The organism is uncultured Roseovarius sp. (assembly GCF_913057115.1).
Taxonomy (GTDB): domain Bacteria; phylum Pseudomonadota; class Alphaproteobacteria; order Rhodobacterales; family Rhodobacteraceae; genus Roseovarius.
Map to the genome: position 1 here is coordinate 1 of NZ_CAJXNN010000027.1, position 18,810 is coordinate 18,810.

Consider the following 18,810-nt stretch of genomic DNA (forward strand, 5'->3'; position numbering starts at 1 on the left):
CAAGCCAGCGTTGGATCGCCGCGCCGCGGCCCGTCGCTGTCGCGGCTTGTCACGCTTGATGAACGTCCACTCCGTCCGCACTTCGGTCACGCGACTTGCCATGCGCGAAGGGCCGCTCCAACCAATCGGCCCACAGGGCGCTTTCTACGGGTCGGGCCTGACAGCAGTCATTGCTTGCGCGGGAGACCACGACCTCGCCCTCCCGCATCACTGACCTTCACACAGATACCCTCCGCGAAGAAGCCCGTCAGGGCTGATGAGCACGCACCGCCGGACCGTACGAAACTCACGTAGGTTTCGTACGTTTCTCACCGCGCGCTCTGTTAACCTGCGGGGTCGCAGAGAAAAATACCGACGCGATACCGACGTTATGCCGACGTGATGCAGTCCGGGGTTTTTATCGTTAACCCAAGGGCTTACCCCCGATTCGCAGCTCCCGGCTTGCCGCCATCCAGAACCTTCGTTTAGATACCCCAGAACAGCACCCCGAGGTCCCCATGGCACACCCGCAAAACATCGTCGTCATAGGCGCAGGCATCTGTGGGCTCAGTTCCGCCATCTGGCTGCGCCGCGCGGGTCATGAGGTCACGCTGGTTGACCGCGACCACCCCGGCGCCGGGGCCTCCTTCGGCAACGCGGGGCTTTTGGCGCAATGGGCCGTGGTGCCGGTCAACACGCCCGATATCATCACTACCGGCTTGAAATACCTCGCAAATCCCGGCTCACCGCTTTTCATGCAATGGTCCTACCTGCCGCGCATGTTGCCGTGGCTGGCACGCTTTGCCGCCCAATCGCGCAACTGCGATCACATGGTCGAAAGCCTGATTCCGCTTCTCACCGATAGCCTCGACCAACACCGTGCCCTGACGCGCGGCACCCGCGCCGAACGCTGGATCGCCAGCAGCGATTTCAGCTATGCCTATGAATCCAAAGCAGATTTTGAGGCCGATAAGCTCAGTTGGGATTATAAGCGCGAGGCCGGGTTCATCCCAGAAGTGCATGAAGGCCCCGCCGTACAAGAGGTCGAACCGATCCTGGGTCCAACTATCCAATGCCTCGCCACCCTCAAAGGCCACGGCCATATCCTCAATCCCGGCGCCTACATGGAGGATCTGGCGCGCGTTCTGGAGGACGAGGGTGGCACATACGCCCGCTCCGAAGTCACTGATATCACTTTGGAAAATGGCCGCGTGACGCAAGTGGAAACCGATACCGGCCCGCTGCCCTGCGACGCCGCCGTGATGGCCGCTGGCATCTGGTCCAAACCCCTCCTGCGCAAGCTGGGCCTCAAGGTGCCGCTTGAGGCCGAGCGCGGCTATCACCTGCATTTTTCCAACCCCTCGCAAATGGTCCGTAACCCGATGATGGTGGCCAAGGGAAAATTCGCCGTGAACCCCATGGAAAACGGGTTGCGCTGCGCCGGAACGGTGGAACTGGGCGGGATCGAAAAAGGCCCCTCCAAGGCCCCCCTCGCCCTTATTCACAAGCACGCCAAACGCGTCTTCCCAAACCTCACCTACAGCCATACCGAGGAATGGATGGGCTTTCGCCCCTCCACCCCCGACAGCCTGCCCTTGATCGGGGAAATCGGCCAAACCGGGGTCCACGCCGCCTTCGGCCATCAGCATATCGGCCTCACGGCTGGCCCCAAAACGGGCCGCCTTCTGGCCGACCGCCTTAGCGGTCGACACCCCAATATCGACATGACGCCCTACGAAGCCAACCGTTTCTAATTAAACGTTTTTCCGGCTCAGTCGTAGCTGCGCTGATCCTCGATCACCTTGCCGTCATTGGGCAAGCTCCCGGGGGCCACGACCTCGATCTTGCCTTTCAGCTTCAGGGCATCGGCCACCGACCCGGCATAGCCATCGGCATCGCCGCCCTCGGCCTCGATCTGCACGGTCATGACGTCCATCTCGCCCTCGCGGCTGGCAATGACCCGCGCCTTGGCAATCTCGGCATGCTTGGCGACAAGCGCCGCCACCTGCTCGGGTCGCACGAACATGCCCTTGATCTTGGTGGTCTGATCCGCCCGGCCCATCCAACCCTTGATGCGGGTATTGGTCCGTCCACAGGGGCTTTCGCCCTCCATGATCGCGCTCAGATCACCCGTGGCAAAGCGGATAAGCGGATAGTCGGGGTTCAACGTGGTCACAACCACCTCGCCCACCTCGCCGGGGGCCACAGGGTCACCGGTGCCGGGCGTCACGATCTCAACGATCACCCCCTCGTCGATGATCAACCCCTCCTGCGCCTCGCTTTCATAGGCGATATTGCCCAAATCGGCGGTGGCATAGCACTGCAAACAGGCGATTCCCCTGTCTGCATATTCCTGCCTGAGCGACGGGAACAGCGCCCCACCGCCCACAGCGGCCTTGGTAATTCCAAGCGAAAGGCCCATCTCGTCGGCCTTATCCAGAATGATCTTCAGGTAATCCGGCGTCCCGGCATAGGCGGTCACGCCAATATCATGTGCCGCCCGCGCCTGAAGCTCGGTCTGGCCCGTCCCGGCGGGCAAAACAGCCGCGCCAACCGCCCGCGCACCATTCTCGAAAATCATCCCCGCCGGCGTCAGGTGATAGCCAAAACAGTTCTGCACAATATCGCCCTTGCCGACGCCGCAGGCATGCAAAAACCGGCCCATGCGCCACCAGTCATGGCTATCGCCGCCCGGTTCGTAAATCGGGCCAGGCGATTGGAAAACATGCGCAAATTGCGAAGCCGCCCGCGTGGTCAGCCCACCGAAGGGGGCCGATGCCCCCTGCGCTTGGCCAAGGTCGGATTTGCGCAGCACCGGAAGCGCCGCCAAGTCCGCCACGGTTTTCACATCCGCCGCATCAACCGCCTTCAAACGATCACCATAACCGGCCAGACCCTTGGCGCGTTCGATTTGCTCAGGCAACGCTTTGCCGATACCCGCGGCACGCTCATCCGCGCTCCGATTTTCCAGATTGTCGAAGTACTTGCTCATACCTTCATCCCCCAAGCGCCACTCTGCTTTACGTTGCGACAGCTTGACCAGTTGCTGTGAGGCGCCGAATAGGCGCATGTTCTGTGAACTTTTGTATACCGCCTTGCGCGCAGCGGTTGGCCAAGGAGGTGCCCACCATGACACAAACGCAGACAGCTATTTCCGATACCGATCTTGACGCTCGCATATCTTTTCACGACGCCGACCAGATCATGGAAGCCAACTTTTCCAACTTCCACTTTCACGACACACAGACCGTCAACCGCTTTTACGATCGCCTTGAAGACCGCATTGCGCAAACCGGCGAAGACCTCTGGTTTTTTCTGGTAAACCTCAACGGCACCCGCATCGACCCCGAGGCCTGGACCGCCTACTCGCGGCGAGGGCGTGCGCTCAACCTGTCTCACTCCATGGGCTCGGTCCGCTTTGACGCCTCCGAAGAAACCCGCCGCCAGATCGAACGCGCCGCCAACACCGAAGCGTTTGACCCCAACCTCTTCTCGGATCGTGACAGCGCCCTCGCGCGGCTGCGCGACTTGCCCAGCAAACGGCGCAAGCGCATCGTGCATGACCCCAATTACGTCACCGCCGATTTCGTCCGCCGCCTGTCGTTTGATGAAGATACTCTCATCATGGAGGTGGACTTCTCGCATTTCACCTTCCACCACAGCCGCGATGTCGATGACTTTTATGACTTCATCCAAGACAGGATCATTGCGACGGATCGCAAGTGGTTCTTCCTCGTCAACCTCAACGGCTGCGAAATCCTGCCCGGAGCCTGGGTCCAATACGCCCTGCGCGGCAAGCGGCTGAACGAGGCCGCCTCGCTTGGGACCGCCCGCTTCGCCGCCGGTTCGGAAACCGAGGCCGACATTCGCCTGCGCGCCGAAACCCAAGGCTTCCGCCCCAACATCCGCAACACGCGGGACGAGGCGATCGCCCTGATCGGTGAAATGAGAAAAGACCTGACCCAAGGGTGAAATCCTCAGCTCAGCCACCGCTTGCGGCGGCGATAGCTACGAACGTCGCGGAATGATTTCCGGCCCTCCTCCGAGACACCCAGGTAGAATTCCTTCACATCCGGGTTCTCGCGCAAGTCCTTGGCCGGACCATCCATCACCACGCGGCCCGATTCAAGGATATAGCCGTAGTGCGCAAAGCGCAGGGCGACATTGGTGTTCTGCTCGGCCAGCAGGAAGGTATAGCCCTCCTCCTCGTTGAGCGATTTGACGATATTGAAGATTTGCTCCACCAACTGAGGCGCAAGCCCCATGCTGGGTTCGTCCAGAAGGATCGTCTCGGGACGGCTCATCAGTGCGCGGCCAATCGCGACCATTTGCTGTTCCCCGCCCGAGGTATAGCCCGCCTGTGATTTGCGGCGCTCCTTGAGACGCGGGAAATAGTCGTAAACCATGTTCAGGTCGGCATCGATCTCGCCGCGGCTCGACCCGCGGGTATAGGCACCCGTCAACAGGTTTTCCTCGACAGTCAGGTGTTCGAAGCAATGCCGCCCTTCCATCACCTGGATGACGCCCTTTTTCACCAGATCAGACGGAACCAAGTCCTGAATCCGCTCACCGCGATAAGTGATCGAGCCTTTCGTCACCTCGCCGCGTTCCGATTTCAGAAGGTTGGAAATCGACTTGAGTGTCGTCGTCTTGCCCGCGCCATTACCGCCCAATAGCGCGGTGATCCCGCCCTTGGGCACGCTCAGGCTGACGCCCTTCAGCACAAGGATCACGTGGTTATAGATCACCTCGATATTGTTGATCTCCAGCAGCTTCTCTTCGGTGCGTCCTGCGTCGAGCATGGGAATTCTCCGTCACGGTCCCGGATATCGGGGCCCTCGTGTGTCTGTGATGGGCGCGGCAGCCATCCCGCCGCGCCCGGTGTCGTCGCAATCAAATCAATTGCAACGCATTTCGATGTCGTTTTCCTCGGCAAACGCCTGGCTATCCGCAGCGATAAGCGGCTGAAGGATTTCCTGATCAGACTGGAAATACTCGGTGATCAGCTTGAACTCGCCAGCCTCCGCATCCCACTGCGACACGGCACCAAAGCCGTTTCCGCCGTGGTTCTCGCAGGTCACCTTGAACTCGGGGCCAAAGTTCGGAAGGCCAAGCGCGGCCATCTTCTCTTCGGTGATCTCAAGGTTTTCCATGCCGTCCCGCATCTGGGCCGAGGTAATGGCCGCGGTACCGTGGATTTCCTGCGCAGTCTTGATCGCTTCGGCAGCCAGCATCGCGGCATACATGCCACGGTTATAAAGCACCGTGCCGATCTGATCACCCGCACCGGCGGCATTGCCGGTCTCGACAACATGCGTCTGGATGTCGTCATAGATCGGGTAATCGCTGCCGATGTTGTGGAAGGTCAGCGCCTTGTAGCCATCGGCACGGTCGCCCGCCGCTTTCACGTCGTTCTCCGAACCCGACCACCAGACACCGATGAAATTCTCCATCGGGTAACGGATGTTCACAGCTTCCTGGATGGCCACCTGGTTCATCACACCCCAGCCCCACATAATCACGTTGTCGGGCTTCTCACGACGGATTTGCAGCCACTGCGATTTTTGCTCCTGACCGGGGTGATCGACGGGCAGCAGGGTCAGGTCAAACCCGTGCTTTTCCGCCAGACCTTCGAGGGTCCGGATCGGCTCCTTGCCGTAGGCAGAGTTGTGATAGACAAGCGCGATGGTCTTCCCGCTGATGTCACCATCGTTCTGGTCCAGAATGTGGGTGATGGCGTGGCTCGCCCCGTCCCAGTAGTTGGCGGGATAGTTGAAGACCCACTCGAAGACCTTACCGTTCTTGGCCGAAGTCCGGCCATAACCCATGGTGTGAAGCGGGATACCATCAGCCGTCGCTTTCGGGATCAGCTGATAGGTGATGCCGGTCGACAGCGGCTGATACACAAGTGCGCCTTCGCCCTTGGTCGACTCGTAGCATTCCACACCCTTCTCGGTGTTATAGCCGGTCTCGCATTCCACGAGGTTGATCATCTCACCGCCGATGCCGCCATCGCGTTCATTCAGCAGGGTGAAGTAATCCTGATAGCCGTCCGAGAACGGGATCCCGTTCGCGGCATAAGGCCCGGTGCGATAGCTGGTATCGACGATCGTCAGATCCGCCAGCGCCGGGGCTGCGGCCATCACGGCCGCCACGGCTGCGCCAAAGATTGTCTTTTTCATCGGTTCATTTCCTCCCTTGGTGTTGTTCCGATGTTGCGATGCGCCGGGGGTTACGCGCCCCCGATCCATTCTCTCCTCTCAGGCCCGCCCCTAGTGCGGGAAGGGCCAAAGCCTCAGTTTTTCCTTCGCCACGCGCCAAAGCTGCGCAAGGCCATGCGGTTCGGCGATCAGGAAGACAATGATCAAGCCCCCCACGATCACGAATTCGAGGTGCGCGGCCAGATCGGTGGGCCAGCCAAGCGTGCCCACCAGCACGTTCTTCAACAGAACCGGCAACAGCACGAGGAAGGCCGCCCCGGCAAAGCTACCAAATATCGAGCCAAGCCCGCCGATGATGACCATGAACAAGACAAGGAATGACTTGTTGATGCCAAAGACCTCCCCAACCTCGACAGCGCCAAGGTACACCGCGAAAAACAATGCCCCGGCGATGCCGACGAAAAAGCCCGAAATCATGAAGGCCGTCAGCTTCGCGCGCAGCGGGTTCACACCGATGATCTCGGCGGCGATGTCCATGTCACGAATGGCCATCCACTTGCGGCCCGCCATGCCCCGCGTCAGGTTCCGCGCAAGGATCGCGCAGGCCACGGTAAAGACCAGGCAGAACAGGTACGCGGCCCAGGGCGCTGTTTCCGCACCGGTCACCGGGACGCCAAAGACGGTCCGCTCAGGTGCGTTGATCTGCCCCGAGGCCGAGTAGTTGTAAAACCACCCCACGCGGTTGAACAACCACACCAGAAAGAACTGTGCCGCCAAGGTGGCAACGGCAAGGTAAAACCCCTTGATCCGCAAACTGGGCAGGCCAAAGAGCACACAGACCGCCGCCGTCACGCCGCCCGACAGGATGACGTGGAACAGGATGTTCACATCGGGAAAGGCGGTCATCAGCTTGTAACAGGCATAAGCCCCGACAGCCATGAAGCCACCGGTGCCAAGCGACACCTGCCCACAGTAGCCCACAAGGATATTCAGGCCAATCGCCGCGATCGAGTAGATCAGGAACGGCAGAAAGACGGCGTTCACCCAGTAATCATTGATGATAAAGGGCACCACGGCAAAAGCCGCGATGAGAACCGCGTAATACCGGTAGCGGTCGAACTTGATCGGGAAGGTCTGGCCGTCCTCGACATAGGAGGTCTTGAAATCCCCCGCCTCACGATAGAACATTACAGAACCTCCCCATGAATTTCGTCTTCCTCGCGCTTTTCCGCGCGGTTTGCGGGCTTGGCATATCCCGTTTCCTCCGAATGGCGCACCAGCCAGAAGTAGGCCAGCATTCCCACCCCACCGCCGAGCGCGGCGAGAATGGCGGCGGTGACCATCTGCCCGGTCTGGTCCACCCCCGCCGTAAGAGCGAGGTAACCAAAGGCCCAGAAGCCCGACCAGGCGATGACATTGGCAATGGCAATCAGCTTATGCATCGCTACACCCTCTCGATGATCTTCTCACCGAACAGGCCCTGCGGCCGGAACACGAGGACGATCAGCGCCAGAACATAGGCAAACCAGTTTTCGGTCGCGCCACCCATCATTCCGCCGAAGGTGAATTCGAACAGCTTTTCCCCCACCCCGATGATCAGGCCGCCCACGATGGCCCCGGGGATCGAGGTGAAGCCGCCAAGCATCAGGACCGGCAATGCCTTGAGCGCGATAAGCGACAGCGAGAATTGCACACCCGATTTGGTGCCCCACATGATACCGGCCACGATGGCAACGAACCCGGCCAGCGACCACACCATCACCCAGATGAAGTTGAGCGAGATACCCACCGAAAGCGCCGCCTGGTGGTCGTCGGCCACCGCCCGCATGGCACGGCCATGTTTCGAATACTGCGCGAACAGCACCAGGCCGATAACCAGCAGGATCGCGATGAAGGTCGCCCAGAGGTCCAGATTGTCGATGAAAAAGCCATAACCGAACAGGTTGTACGTGACCTCGTCGATCGTGCCGTTGATGCCCTGTGGCAGGCCGACATCCAGCTTCTTGATATCAGCACCCCACATGATGTCGCCAAATCCTTCCAGGAAATAGGCCAGCCCGATTGTGGCCATAAAGAGAATGATCGGCTCCTGGTTCACGAGATGTCGGAAAATGAAGTGGTTCACCAGCCAGGCCAGCAAAACCATGACCACCATGGTCAACAAGATCGCGGCCAGCGCCGGGACATGCCAGCCGAAATGGTGGATTTCCGTACCGAACACCGCGTTGATCAGGTGGCTGAACGGCACCTGCCCCTCCATGATGCCCACCAGCGTCAGCGCCGCGAAGAGCGCCATCACGCCCTGACTGAAATTGAAGATCCCCGAGGCCTTGAAAATCAGGACGAAGCCCAGCGCAACCAGCGCATACAGAACCCCAGCCATGAGGCCGTTCAGGAAGACCTCCATTCCCCAAAGTAGCTGTTCAGGCATGATGCGCCTCCTTTTGCGTCCCCACGCTCCGGGCCTGACCCGGAGCCTCTCGCCAGTTGAGGTCCCGGGACAGGCCCGGGACGGGTGTTTGGAAATCAGTCATGCGCCACCCCCAGATAGGCGTCGATCACCGCCTGATTGCTGCGCACTTCGTCCGGTGTGCCGTCACCGATCTTCTTGCCATAATCCATCACGACCACCCGGTCGGACAGGTCCATGACCACGCCCATGTCGTGCTCAATCAGGGCAATCGTGGTGCCGAACTCGTCGTTCACGTCTAGAATAAAGCGGCTCATGTCCTCTTTTTCCTCGACGTTCATCCCCGCCATCGGCTCATCCAGCAGCAGGATCGACGGCTCGGCGGCAAGCGCCCGGGCGAGCTCCACCCGTTTTTTCAAACCATAGGGCAAGCGGCCAACCGGGGTCTTTCGGATGTGCTGAATCTCAAGGAAATCAATAATCTTTTCAACGGCCTCGCGGTTTTCCACTTCTTCGCGCTCGGCCTTGCCCTTCCAAATGGCCTGCGCGAAAAGTCCCGCCTCCATCTGCCGAATGCGGCCGGTCATGATGTTGTCCAGCACCGACATGCCATCGAACAAGGCAATATTCTGGAAGGTCCGTGCGATCCCTTGGCGTGCCACCTGATAGGGCTTCATCGGCGGGCGCAGGTCCCCCTTGTAGAAAACCTGCCCCTCCTGCGGGTTATAAAATCCGCTGATGACGTTCAGCATCGAGGATTTCCCGGCCCCGTTCGGGCCAATGATGGCGCGGATTTCGCCCTCGCGAATATCAAAACTGATATCCTTGATCGCCACCACCCCGCCAAAGCGCAGCGTGATGTTTTTCATCTCCATCACCACCCCGCCGATCTTGCGGCCATCCTCGGTGGTATACCCTTCTGAGGCATCAAGCATCTGTTCTCTCCTTCAGCCGGGGTGCGTTCATCAAGGCCCATGGGCCTTTCTTCACGAAGAAGGCCGTCAGGCCTGATGAGTGTTGCGCGCGTGATTCCATCATTCCGCCGCCACCTTGCCCGGGGCCTCCACCGGCACCACCTTTGCGTCGACGATCTGCAACGTCGCACTGATGCTGCCCTTGCGGCCATCCTCATAGGTCACTTCGGTCGTGGTGTAGATTTCGCCTGACCCGTCATAAAGCGCGCCCAGCAGGTCCTCGAACTTCTCGGCAATCACACCACGGCGCACCTTGCGGGTGCGGGTCATTTCGCCATCGTCGGCGTCCAGTTCCTTGTGCAGCACAAGGAAACGATGCACCTGGCAATGGGCCAGCATAGGGTCCTCGGCAAGGCTGCGGTTCACCTCTTCGACATGCTCTTTGATGGTTTCAAGAACGCGCGGATGCCCGGCCAATTCCTGATACGAGGCATAGCCGATGTTGTTGCGCTCGGCCCAGTTGCCCACTGCCGTCAGGTCGATGTTGATAAAGGCCGTGCATTGCTCGCGCTGGTTGCCGAACACCACGGCTTCCAGGATGTTCGGGAAGAACTTGAGCTTGTTTTCCACATACTTGGGCGCAAACATCCGTCCATCGGCCATCTTGCCCACATCCTTGGCACGGTCGATGATCCGCAGGTGGCCGGTGCCTTCCTCGAAGAACCCCGCATCACCGGTGGCGACCCAGCCTTCCGGGTCCTTGGTCTTCTTGGTGCTTTCCTCGTTCTTGTAATAATACTCGAACGTCCCCGCACTCCGATAGAAGACCTCGCCCGACTCGTCGATCCTGATCTCGACACCGGGGGCCGGAACACCCACCGTATCGTTGCGCACCTCGCCATCCGGCTGCACGGTGATGAAAACGCTGGCCTCGGTCTGGCCATAAAGCTGCTTCAGGTTGATGCCGAGCGACCGGTAGAATTCGAAAATCTCGGGCCCGATCGCTTCACCAGCCGTGTAACCAACCCGCACGTTGCCAAACCCAAGCGTGTCCTTGAGCGGGCCATAAACGAACATATTGCCCAAAGCATACTTGAACCGGTCCCAGCCCCCCACGGGCTTGCCATCAAGAATGGCCGGCCCAACCTTGCGGGCATGCGCCATGAAATGATCGAACAGCCATTTCTTGAAACGGCCCGCATCCTCCATCCGGATCATCACGTTGGTCAGCTGAGTCTCGAACACCCGCGGCGGGGCAAAGTAATAGGTCGGCCCGATCTCGCGCAGATCGGTCTGCATCGTGTCGGCGCTTTCCGGGCAGTTCACGCAAAAGCCCGTCCAATAGGCCTGCCCGATCGAGAAGATGAAATCGCCCACCCATGCCATCGGCAGATAGGCCAGAACTTCGTCATCCTTGTTCAGGTTGTCGAACTCGGCCGAGGATTTCGACGCCTCGATGATATTGCGGTTCGACAGGACGACGCCCTTGGGCTTGCCCGTCGTCCCCGAGGTGTAAAGCATCACGCAAATGCTGTCGTAAGTCAGCTTCTCACGCCGCGCCTTGAGGTCCTCGATAAACTCCCAATAGGCCGCGCGCCCCTGCTCCTGAATGCCGGTGAAGGTGTGCAACTTGTGGTGATCGTATTTCCGAAGGCCCCGAGGGTCGACGTAGATCATGTGCTCGAACTGATGCAGGTCGTCCTGAATCTCGATCAGCTTATCAACCTGCTCCTGGTCCTCGACAATCGCAAACCGCGCGCCGCAGTGGTCCATCACATAGGCCATCTCTTCGGCAGCCGCGTCTTGATACAGCGGCACCGGGATTGCCCCAACCGACTGCGCGGCGACCATCGACCAATAGAAATGCGGTCGGTTGCGCCCGATCACGGCGACGAAATCGCCCTCCTTGATACCAAGATTGATGAAGCCAAGCGCAAGCGCCTCGATCTCTTTCTCGGTTTCCGCCCAGGTCCAGCACTGCCAGATGCCGTATTCTTTTTCGCGATACGCCATTTTCGACGCAAATTGCGTGGCGTTGCGTTGCAATAGCGCCGGAATGGACGCAAGCCCTTCCGCCGCCTGAGACGACTGTACCAAGTTTTCTCCTCCCATTGTCCGCCGAGCGAACCATGCGCCCTTGAGCAAGGCGATTCTTGTGCCCCCTAAGGGTGCTGGACAAAATCTCGCCGTCAACTTTTTCCTGATGTTTTCGCAAACCTTTCGAATTGTAACAGCGTAGCCCCGGCGCTTGACACTCTGCCCGGCGGACCGGAAACCTGTCATACCCACTCCGCAATCCGAGGCGCGCATGACCCGGCCAAAGCTCGAATTCTGGTTCGACTTCGCATCAACCTATTCGTACCTCAGCGCGATGCGCTTGCCCGGCCTTGCGCAGAAGGCCGGCGTCGATGTGGTCTGGCGCCCGTTCCTTTTGGGGCCAATCTTTGCCGCACAGGGCTGGACCACCTCGCCGTTCCTCATCTACCCGGCCAAGGGCAAATACATGTGGCGCGACATGGAGCGTCGCACGCAGGCGCTCGGCCTGCCATTGGTGTGGTCCGACAGCTTCCCGCAAAACAGCGTGCTGGCGGCACGCGTGGCGCAATTGGCCTTGCAAACCAGTCAGGGGGTCGCTTTCTGCCAGGCGGTCTTTTCCGCCGAATTCGGTCAGGGCCACGACATCTCGCAAACCGCCGTCATAACGGATTGCCTGGCGCAATCCGGCCTGCCCGACGGCCTCATTGACGGCGCCGTCGAGGACGACAACAAACTGGCCCTGCGCCATACCACCGAAGAGGCCAGCGCCCGCGGCCTCTTCGGGGCCCCGAGTTTCACGGTTGCCTCCGAACTCTTCTGGGGCGACGACCGGCTGGAAGAGGCAATCCATTGGGCCATCCATCATGGCGAAGCGGGCCGAGGCCGTGACCATGGATAGCATCGACCGCACCCGGCAAGAGATGACCAGTGCAGGCCTGAACCTGATTCAGCAGGCCATTTCGATCTATGACGCGAACCTGCAACTGGCCGTCTGCAATCACCGCTTCCAGGAAATGTTCGATCTCCCCGACCACCTTGTAACGCCGGGGGCCTCCTTCGCCGATACCATCCGGTTTCTGGCCGAACGCGGCGATTATGGCGAGGTGACCGACTTCGACGACTTCGTGCGTACCCGAGTCGAACAGGCCCGCGCGTTCGAACCGCACTACATGGAACGCACCCGCGCCAACGGCCACATCATCAGCGTCGAAGGCACGCCCCTTCCGCAAGGCGGCTGGGTCACCGTTTATACCGACATCACCCGCACCAAGCGGCAAGAGAGCCTGCTGCGCGCCCGGTCCGAGGAACTCTCGGGCCAACTCCTCACCTATTCCGAGGAACTGGCCGCCACCAACCGCGAGCTTTCGGCCACCATCACCGCGCTGGAAGAAACCAAGCGACAGCTCACCGCCTCCGAGGCCCGCACCCGCCTGACAACCGAAATGATGCCCGCGCATATCGCGCACGTCGGCGCCGACCGGCGCTATACCTATTCCAACCGGCGGCTCAGCGCGGTCATGCCCGGCAGCAAATCGGACATCATCGGGGTTCCCATCGACGAGGCACTGGGGCCGAAACCCTATGCCGCGATCGAACCCTATCTCGAAGATGCCTTCCGCGGCAAAGCATCGGTTTTTGAGTTCACGCATGAACCAAGCTCGCGCCGCATTCGCGTGGCCTTCACCCCCGAAGACACCCAGGGCGGCGTCTATATCCTTTCGATGGATATCACCGAAGAGGCGCAAACCCGCTCGGTCCTGCAACAAACCCGCCGCCGGGAAATGGCCGCGCAACTGACCAGCGGTCTGGCACATGATTTCTCCAACCTGCTCACCATCATCCTCGGCATGCAGTCGAAATTGCAACGCATGGATCTGGGCGAAGAGGCCGATACCCTGATCACCGCCACCCTCGGCGCGGCGCGGCGCGGCGGTGGTTTGCTCAACCGGATCGCCGATATGACCGGCCCGCGCGAACACACGCCCGCCGCCACCGATCTGCGCGCCTTTTTGGCAGACCTCGAAACCTTGGCCCGTTCCACCCTGCCCGAACAGGTGCATTTCACCATCAACAACCTCGCGCATCCCGGACGGTATCTTCTGGATGCGGGCATGTTGCAGGATTCGCTGCTGAACCTCGTGATCAACGCCCGCGACGCGGTAGGCCCACAGGGTGCGATCACCTTGACCACCGCCTGCCTGCAAGACACCTGGATCGAGTTCACCGTCACCGATACCGGGCCGGGGTTTTCCAAATCAGCCCTGAGTCATGCGCTTGATCCCTTCTACACCACCAAGGGCGGCGAAGGCTCCGGGCTTGGCCTGTCGATGGTCTACGACATGACCAAACTCGCCGGTGGCCGCGTGAAACTCTCGAATACCGACACCGGCGGGCGTGTCTCGCTTCGCTTACCCATGCGTCTGGCCGGCACGGTGGACACCACTGGCATGGTATTGCTCGTGGAAGACAGCCCCGATTTGCGCGACACCATCCGCGACATGCTCCGCAACCGCGGCCATACGGTGATCGAAGCCAGCTCGGCGGATGAGGCGCTGGCCCTGCTTGACGATTTACCCCAGATTTCCGCACTCCTGTCCGATATCTCGCTGGAAGGCGACAAGACCGGCCTCGACCTGATCCAATCCCTGCCCAAGGGGCATTGCCCGGCGTACCTGATGACCTCGTTACCACCTGGCGACCCGCTTTATGACGCAGCCTGCAAATCCGCACCGGTGCTGCGAAAACCATTCGATGCCACACGCCTCGATGCCTTCCTCAACCCGGATGCCACGCCATGACACAGCCGCTTGTCACAATCCTAGACGATGAACCCGCCATCCGCACGATGCTGGCCGACGCGCTGGAGGAAGCCGGTTTTCAAACCATGGCCTTCGGCCGCGCGACCGAATTCGAAGCCGCCCTGCGCAACGCCGCCCCCGATGTCTGCCTTGTGGACCTGTCGCTGCCCGACCGGGACGGGCTGACGCTGGTTCATCGGCTGGCGCTTGAACAGGGGGCCACCGTTATCATCATCTCGGGCCGCGCCGAGGTGCAGGACAAGATCACCGGGCTGGAACTTGGGGCCGATGACTACATCATCAAACCTTTTGATCCAGCCGAGGTGGTGGCCCGCATCCGCGCCCGCCTGCGCCGCGAAAGTGCCACACCCCAAACCGGCGAAACCGCCCGCTTCAACGGCTGGACCGCCCATTTCGACCGTTATGTGCTTGAGGATGACACCGGTGCCGAAACGCCCTTTTCCCACGCCGAAGGCGAAGTGTTGCGCCTGTTTCTCGAACGCCCCAAGCGCCTGATCTCGCGAAACGCCATGCAAGAGGCGCTTGGCGGCGCGGCGGGCGAGAGTTTTGACAGGGCCATGGACGTGCGCATCTCGCGCCTGCGCACCAAACTACGCGAAGACCCGAAAAACCCGCGTCTGATCAAAACGATCTACGGCGCGGGCTATATTTTTCTGGGCGATGTGAACTGGACCTGACGGGTGTTGCGCGCCCTGCGGCGCGCCCGGGTTGGGGGCGCTGCCCCCGCCGCCCTGCGGGCGACTCCCCCGGAGTATTTTCAGAAAGATGAAGTCTAAAGGCAAAACCTCTTCATCTTTCCCCAAATACTCCCGCCGGAGGCATCCGACAGTGGCCAAAAGCGCCAAGCGGCAGGTTATTCCGCCGCCACTTGCCCGTCTGCCGCCTCAACCCGGACCGCCGAGTATTTGAACTCGGGGATCTTGCCATAGGGATCCAGCGCTGGATTGGTCAGGATATTGGCCGCCGCCTCCACGTAGGCAAAGGGCAGGAAAACCATATCCGGCGCAATGGCCCGGTCGGCGCGGGCCATGACATTGACGCTCCCGCGCTTGGTGGTCAGGCGCACCATACCGCCCGGCTCCACGCCCAGTTTGCGCAGGGTCGAAGGGTGCAACGAACAGTTCGCTTCGGGCTCCACCGCATCCAAGACACTGGCGCGCCGCGTCATCGACCCGGTGTGCCAATGCTCCAATTGCCGCCCCGTGGTCAGAACCATCGGGTAATCGGCATCGGGCAGGTCATCGGGCGGGATGACGCTGGCGGGTGTAAACCGCGCGCGCCCTTCGGGCCGCGGGAAGCCATCGCCAAAGACCACCGGCTCGCCGGGGCCTTCCGGATCATGGCAGGGGTAAGTTACGGCGTTTTCACGCTCCAACCGGTCCCACGAGATGTTGTTGAGCGATTTCATGTTCAGCTTCATCTCGGCAAAGACATCCGCCGGGCTGTCATAGCCCCATTGCAGGCCCATCCGATTGGCCAGCTCCACCGTGATCGCCCAATCCTCACGTGCCTCACCCGGGGGGGTGACCGCCGGGCGTCCCATCTGCACCTGACGGTTGGTATTGGTCACCGTGCCGGATTTTTCATAGAAGGCCGAGGCGGGCAGGATCACATCGGCATAATTCGCCGTTTCGGTGATGAAGATATCCTGCACCACCAGATGCTCCAGCTTGGCCAGCGCATCACGCGCATGCTCCACATCCGGGTCCGACATCGCCGGGTTTTCGCCAAGGATATACATCCCCTTGATCTGATCATCGTGCACCGCATCCATGATCTCGGTCACCGTCAGGCCCTTCTCATCCGAGAAGTCGCCCGAGTTCCAGACCTCGGTAAAGGCATTGCGCACGCCATCGTCGGTCACCGATTGGTAATCGGGCAGGAACATCGGGATAAGCCCCGCGTCCGAGGCGCCTTGCACGTTGTTCTGACCCCGCAGCGGGTGCAGGCCCGCACCCGGGCGGCCCACCTGCCCCGTCATCAGCGCCAGCGAAATCAGGCAGCGCGAGTTATCGGTGCCGTGGATGTGCTGGCTCACGCCCATCCCCCAGAAGATCATCGCGGCCTTGGCACCTGCAAAATCGCGCGCCACCTGCCGCAGGGTCTCGGCGGGGATGCCACACAACTCTTGCATCTTTTCAGGCGGGAACTGCGCCAGATGCTCTTTCTCGGCCTCCCAGTTCTCGGTGAAGGCCTCGATATATTGCTGGTCGTAGAGCCCCTCTTCGACGATCACATGCATGATCGCGTTGAGCATCGAAACATCCGCCCCCGGCTTGAACTGCAACATATGCGTCGCGAACCGGCGCAAGCCCACACCCCGCGGGTCCATGACAATCAGCTTGCCACCACGCTTGGTGAACTGCTTGAAATAGGTCGCGGCGACGGGGTGGTTTTCAATCGGGTTGGCCCCGATCACGATCGCCACATCGGCGTTCTCAATCTCGTTGAAGGTGGCCGTCACAGCGCCCGAGCCGACGTTCTCCATCAGCGCGGCAACCGACGACGCATGGCACAGCCGCGTGCAGTGATCGACGTTGTTGTGGCCAAAGCCCTGCCGGATGAATTTCTGGAAGAGGTACGCCTCTTCGTTGGTGCATTTGGCACTGCCGAAGCCCGCCACCGACTTGCCGCCATGCTCATCCTTCAGGCGTTTCAGCCCACCGGCGGCCAGATCCAGCGCCTCGTCCCACTCCGCCTCGCGGAAGAACTGCTGCCAGTTGCCCGGGTCCACGTTCAGCCCCTTGTCCGGCGCATCCTCGCGCCGAATGAGCGGCTTGGTCAGGCGGTGATCGTGGTGGATGTAGTCAAAGCCAAAGCGCCCCTTCACACAAAGGCGGCCTTCGTTCGCGGGGCCATTGATCCCCTCGACGTATTTCACCTTACCGTCCTTGACCTTGAGGCTCACCTGACAACCCACGCCACAGAACGGACAAACACTATCGACTTCGCTGTCATAATCGGCGCTGTCGCCGACTTGCGCCTCATCCACCACCGTGGCGGGCATCAAGGCCCCGGTCGGGCAGGCCTGCACACATTCGCCACAGGCGACACAGGTGCTGGCGCCCATCGGATCGTCGAAATCGAAGACCGGATAGGCATCATGCCCCCGGCCCGCCATGCCGATCACGTCGTTGACCTGCACATCGCGGCAGGCGCGCACGCAAAGATTACACTGAATGCAGGCGTCCAGATTGACACGCATCGCCACATGGCTGTCATCCAGAAGCGGCACGCGGTCCTGTTCCAGCTTGGGAAAGCGGCTTTCCGTGACACCGTTCAGCTCGGCCATATCCCACAGGTGGCTCGATTGGTCATGCGAGGTATCGCGCTCGGGCTGGTCGGCCAGCAAAAGCTCCATCACCATCTTGCGCGAGGTTTCGGCACGCGCCGAATCCGTGGTCACCACCATGCCATCGGCGGCCTCGCGAATGCAGGAGGCCACAAGCGTGCGCTCGCCTTCCACCTCGACCATGCAGGCCCGGCAGTTTCCGTCCGGCTTGTACCCCGGCGCAGGCTTGTGACACAGGTGCGGAATCGTCAGACCCCGGCCATTGGCCACTTCCCAAAGGGTCATGCCTTTCTCGGCTTCAACTTCCTTGCCGTTCAGGGTCAGTTTGATGGTCTCGGACATGGCGCGCCTCCTTGCTGATGCATGGTAAAGCACGTGCGACAAATTGGGAGTCTTACAATCCCGACACCTCGCCGCGAATTTGCGCCGTGAAAGGCGCGTAAGTTTCCGATCCGCAACAGATTGCGCCTTGGGAAAAATCCCGCGCGCCGCCTTCCAAGTCCAGCCGCGCTATCCTATGCATGGGCGTCGGAGGGAAACGCATGACCGAAATCACACTGGTTCGGCACGGACAGGCCAATGCGGCGGCCAAGGACCCGGACAGTTACGATTACCTGTCCGATCTGGGCCATGATCAGGCTCGGTGGCTGGGCGACTATATCGCGCCCTTGGGCCAATATGACCGCGTGATCTCCGGCACCCTGCGCCGCCAGTTGGGCACCGCCGAAGGGGCCAACCCCACCGGCCTGCCCCATACCCACGATGCCCGCCTCAATGAACTGGATTACTACGGCCTCGCCCATTCCCTGCGCGACAGCCACGGCATCCCCTTCCCCGACAGCCCCGAAGGTTTCGCCGCCCATGTGCCGCATGTTCTCGATGTCTGGCGCTCGGGCGGCATGTCGCCCGATCTGGAAAGCTACGAGGCGTTTCGCACGCGCATCACCGAGTCGCTAAACGAAATCGCCAAGGATGGTCCCGGCGCGCTCGTCGTCACCTCCACCGGTGTCATCGCCACGCTGACGGCCATTGCCCTTGGGCTGGACACCTCGGCGAAAACCAAGATGTTCCTGACCGTGGCCCATACCTCCATGCATAAATTCGAACTGCGCCGCGATGGGGTTTACCTCACCCAATACGGGGCGACACCACACCTCGATGCGCCCGACCGGGCCTTTGCCCGCACTTTCGTCTGAAA

Annotated in this window: 16 protein-coding genes; 7 read left to right on the forward strand and 9 right to left on the reverse strand. The window is 60.8% G+C overall.

Annotation, left to right across the window (positions count from 1 at the left end):
* Window positions 1-214 (forward strand): hypothetical protein (locus QZ498_RS11860; RefSeq protein ID WP_294622495.1); only part of this gene is annotated, 214 nt, incomplete at its 5' end.
* A gap of 283 nt (window positions 215-497) precedes the next feature.
* Window positions 498-1,733, forward strand: a complete 1,236-nt coding sequence (locus QZ498_RS11865) for an FAD-binding oxidoreductase (protein WP_294622497.1) — start codon at window positions 498-500, stop codon at window positions 1,731-1,733.
* A 17-nt stretch (window positions 1,734-1,750) separates the two neighbouring features.
* On the opposite strand, the gene QZ498_RS11870 is transcribed toward QZ498_RS11865, so the two are convergent.
* Complete coding sequence (locus QZ498_RS11870; RefSeq protein ID WP_294622499.1) at window positions 1,751-2,971, reverse strand: phenylacetate--CoA ligase family protein; 1,221 nt, start codon at window positions 2,969-2,971, stop codon at window positions 1,751-1,753.
* A gap of 137 nt (window positions 2,972-3,108) precedes the next feature.
* Between QZ498_RS11870 and QZ498_RS11875 the strand changes: the two genes are divergently transcribed.
* On the forward strand, window positions 3,109-3,951 hold the full coding sequence (locus tag QZ498_RS11875; RefSeq protein ID WP_294622501.1) for a hypothetical protein: 843 nt from the start codon (window positions 3,109-3,111) through the stop codon (window positions 3,949-3,951).
* A 5-nt stretch (window positions 3,952-3,956) separates the two neighbouring features.
* Here QZ498_RS11875 and QZ498_RS11880 read toward each other — a convergent pair whose 3' ends face one another.
* The 7 genes from QZ498_RS11880 to QZ498_RS11910 form a co-directional block, all read right to left on the reverse strand.
* The gene (locus QZ498_RS11880) at window positions 3,957-4,781 is read right to left on the reverse strand and encodes an ABC transporter ATP-binding protein (protein WP_294622503.1); all 825 of its coding nucleotides are present in this window, start codon (window positions 4,779-4,781) and stop codon (window positions 3,957-3,959) included.
* 96 nt (window positions 4,782-4,877) lie between these two features.
* Complete coding sequence (locus QZ498_RS11885; protein ID WP_294622505.1) at window positions 4,878-6,161, reverse strand: ABC transporter substrate-binding protein; 1,284 nt, start codon at window positions 6,159-6,161, stop codon at window positions 4,878-4,880.
* A 90-nt stretch (window positions 6,162-6,251) separates the two neighbouring features.
* Window positions 6,252-7,328, reverse strand: coding sequence for a branched-chain amino acid ABC transporter permease (locus QZ498_RS11890; RefSeq protein WP_294622507.1), 1,077 nt, complete (start codon window positions 7,326-7,328; stop codon window positions 6,252-6,254).
* Entirely contained in the window at window positions 7,328-7,582 is a 255-nt protein-coding gene (locus QZ498_RS11895) for a hypothetical protein (RefSeq protein WP_294622509.1), read from the reverse strand. The genes QZ498_RS11890 and QZ498_RS11895 overlap by 1 nt, the downstream gene beginning before the upstream one ends.
* 2 nt (window positions 7,583-7,584) lie before the next feature.
* Window positions 7,585-8,571, reverse strand: a complete 987-nt coding sequence (locus QZ498_RS11900) for a branched-chain amino acid ABC transporter permease (RefSeq protein WP_294622511.1) — start codon at window positions 8,569-8,571, stop codon at window positions 7,585-7,587.
* Between the two features lie 95 nt (window positions 8,572-8,666).
* Window positions 8,667-9,485 carry an ABC transporter ATP-binding protein gene (locus QZ498_RS11905; RefSeq protein ID WP_294622513.1) on the reverse strand — a complete coding sequence of 273 codons (819 nt, stop codon included), beginning with the start codon at window positions 9,483-9,485 and terminating at the stop codon, window positions 8,667-8,669.
* 99 nt (window positions 9,486-9,584) lie between these two features.
* Complete coding sequence (locus tag QZ498_RS11910; protein WP_294622515.1) at window positions 9,585-11,561, reverse strand: AMP-binding protein; 1,977 nt, start codon at window positions 11,559-11,561, stop codon at window positions 9,585-9,587.
* 211 nt (window positions 11,562-11,772) lie between these two features.
* Between QZ498_RS11910 and QZ498_RS11915 the strand changes: the two genes are divergently transcribed.
* Genes QZ498_RS11915 through QZ498_RS11925 form a run of 3 tightly spaced genes read left to right on the forward strand, consistent with a single transcriptional unit; the run spans window position 11,773 to window position 14,997 of the window.
* The gene (locus QZ498_RS11915) at window positions 11,773-12,399 is read left to right on the forward strand and encodes a 2-hydroxychromene-2-carboxylate isomerase (protein ID WP_294622517.1); all 627 of its coding nucleotides are present in this window, start codon (window positions 11,773-11,775) and stop codon (window positions 12,397-12,399) included.
* On the forward strand, window positions 12,392-14,299 hold the full coding sequence (locus QZ498_RS11920; RefSeq protein ID WP_294622570.1) for a PAS-domain containing protein: 1,908 nt from the start codon (window positions 12,392-12,394) through the stop codon (window positions 14,297-14,299). Before QZ498_RS11915 ends, QZ498_RS11920 begins: the two co-directional genes overlap by 8 nt.
* Entirely contained in the window at window positions 14,296-14,997 is a 702-nt protein-coding gene (locus tag QZ498_RS11925; RefSeq protein WP_294622518.1) for a response regulator transcription factor, read from the forward strand. The genes QZ498_RS11920 and QZ498_RS11925 overlap by 4 nt, the downstream gene beginning before the upstream one ends.
* Before the next feature lie 176 nt (window positions 14,998-15,173).
* Here the strand turns inward: QZ498_RS11925 and fdhF are convergent, their stop codons facing one another.
* Complete coding sequence (gene fdhF, locus QZ498_RS11930) at window positions 15,174-17,954, reverse strand: formate dehydrogenase subunit alpha (protein WP_294622520.1); 2,781 nt, start codon at window positions 17,952-17,954, stop codon at window positions 15,174-15,176.
* 200 nt (window positions 17,955-18,154) lie between these two features.
* On the opposite strand from fdhF, the gene QZ498_RS11935 reads away from it, so the two are divergent.
* Window positions 18,155-18,808 carry a histidine phosphatase family protein gene (locus QZ498_RS11935; RefSeq protein WP_294622522.1) on the forward strand — a complete coding sequence of 218 codons (654 nt, stop codon included), beginning with the start codon at window positions 18,155-18,157 and terminating at the stop codon, window positions 18,806-18,808.
* Window positions 18,809-18,810: the final 2 nt, after the last annotated feature.

Coding starts and splice junctions, on each gene's coding strand:
- QZ498_RS11865 (WP_294622497.1), top strand. CDS start 498: ATGGCACACCCGCAAAACATCGTCGTCATAGGCGCAGGCATCTGTGGG.
- QZ498_RS11870 (WP_294622499.1), bottom strand. CDS start 2,971: ATGAGCAAGTACTTCGACAATCTGGAAAATCGGAGCGCGGATGAGCGT.
- QZ498_RS11875 (WP_294622501.1), top strand. CDS start 3,109: ATGACACAAACGCAGACAGCTATTTCCGATACCGATCTTGACGCTCGC.
- QZ498_RS11880 (WP_294622503.1), bottom strand. CDS start 4,781: ATGCTCGACGCAGGACGCACCGAAGAGAAGCTGCTGGAGATCAACAAT.
- QZ498_RS11885 (WP_294622505.1), bottom strand. CDS start 6,161: ATGAAAAAGACAATCTTTGGCGCAGCCGTGGCGGCCGTGATGGCCGCA.
- QZ498_RS11890 (WP_294622507.1), bottom strand. CDS start 7,328: ATGTTCTATCGTGAGGCGGGGGATTTCAAGACCTCCTATGTCGAGGAC.
- QZ498_RS11895 (WP_294622509.1), bottom strand. CDS start 7,582: ATGCATAAGCTGATTGCCATTGCCAATGTCATCGCCTGGTCGGGCTTC.
- QZ498_RS11900 (WP_294622511.1), bottom strand. CDS start 8,571: ATGCCTGAACAGCTACTTTGGGGAATGGAGGTCTTCCTGAACGGCCTC.
- QZ498_RS11905 (WP_294622513.1), bottom strand. CDS start 9,485: ATGCTTGATGCCTCAGAAGGGTATACCACCGAGGATGGCCGCAAGATC.
- QZ498_RS11915 (WP_294622517.1), top strand. CDS start 11,773: ATGACCCGGCCAAAGCTCGAATTCTGGTTCGACTTCGCATCAACCTAT.
- QZ498_RS11920 (WP_294622570.1), top strand. CDS start 12,392: ATGGATAGCATCGACCGCACCCGGCAAGAGATGACCAGTGCAGGCCTG.
- QZ498_RS11925 (WP_294622518.1), top strand. CDS start 14,296: ATGACACAGCCGCTTGTCACAATCCTAGACGATGAACCCGCCATCCGC.
- fdhF (WP_294622520.1), bottom strand. CDS start 17,954: ATGTCCGAGACCATCAAACTGACCCTGAACGGCAAGGAAGTTGAAGCC.
- QZ498_RS11935 (WP_294622522.1), top strand. CDS start 18,155: ATGACCGAAATCACACTGGTTCGGCACGGACAGGCCAATGCGGCGGCC.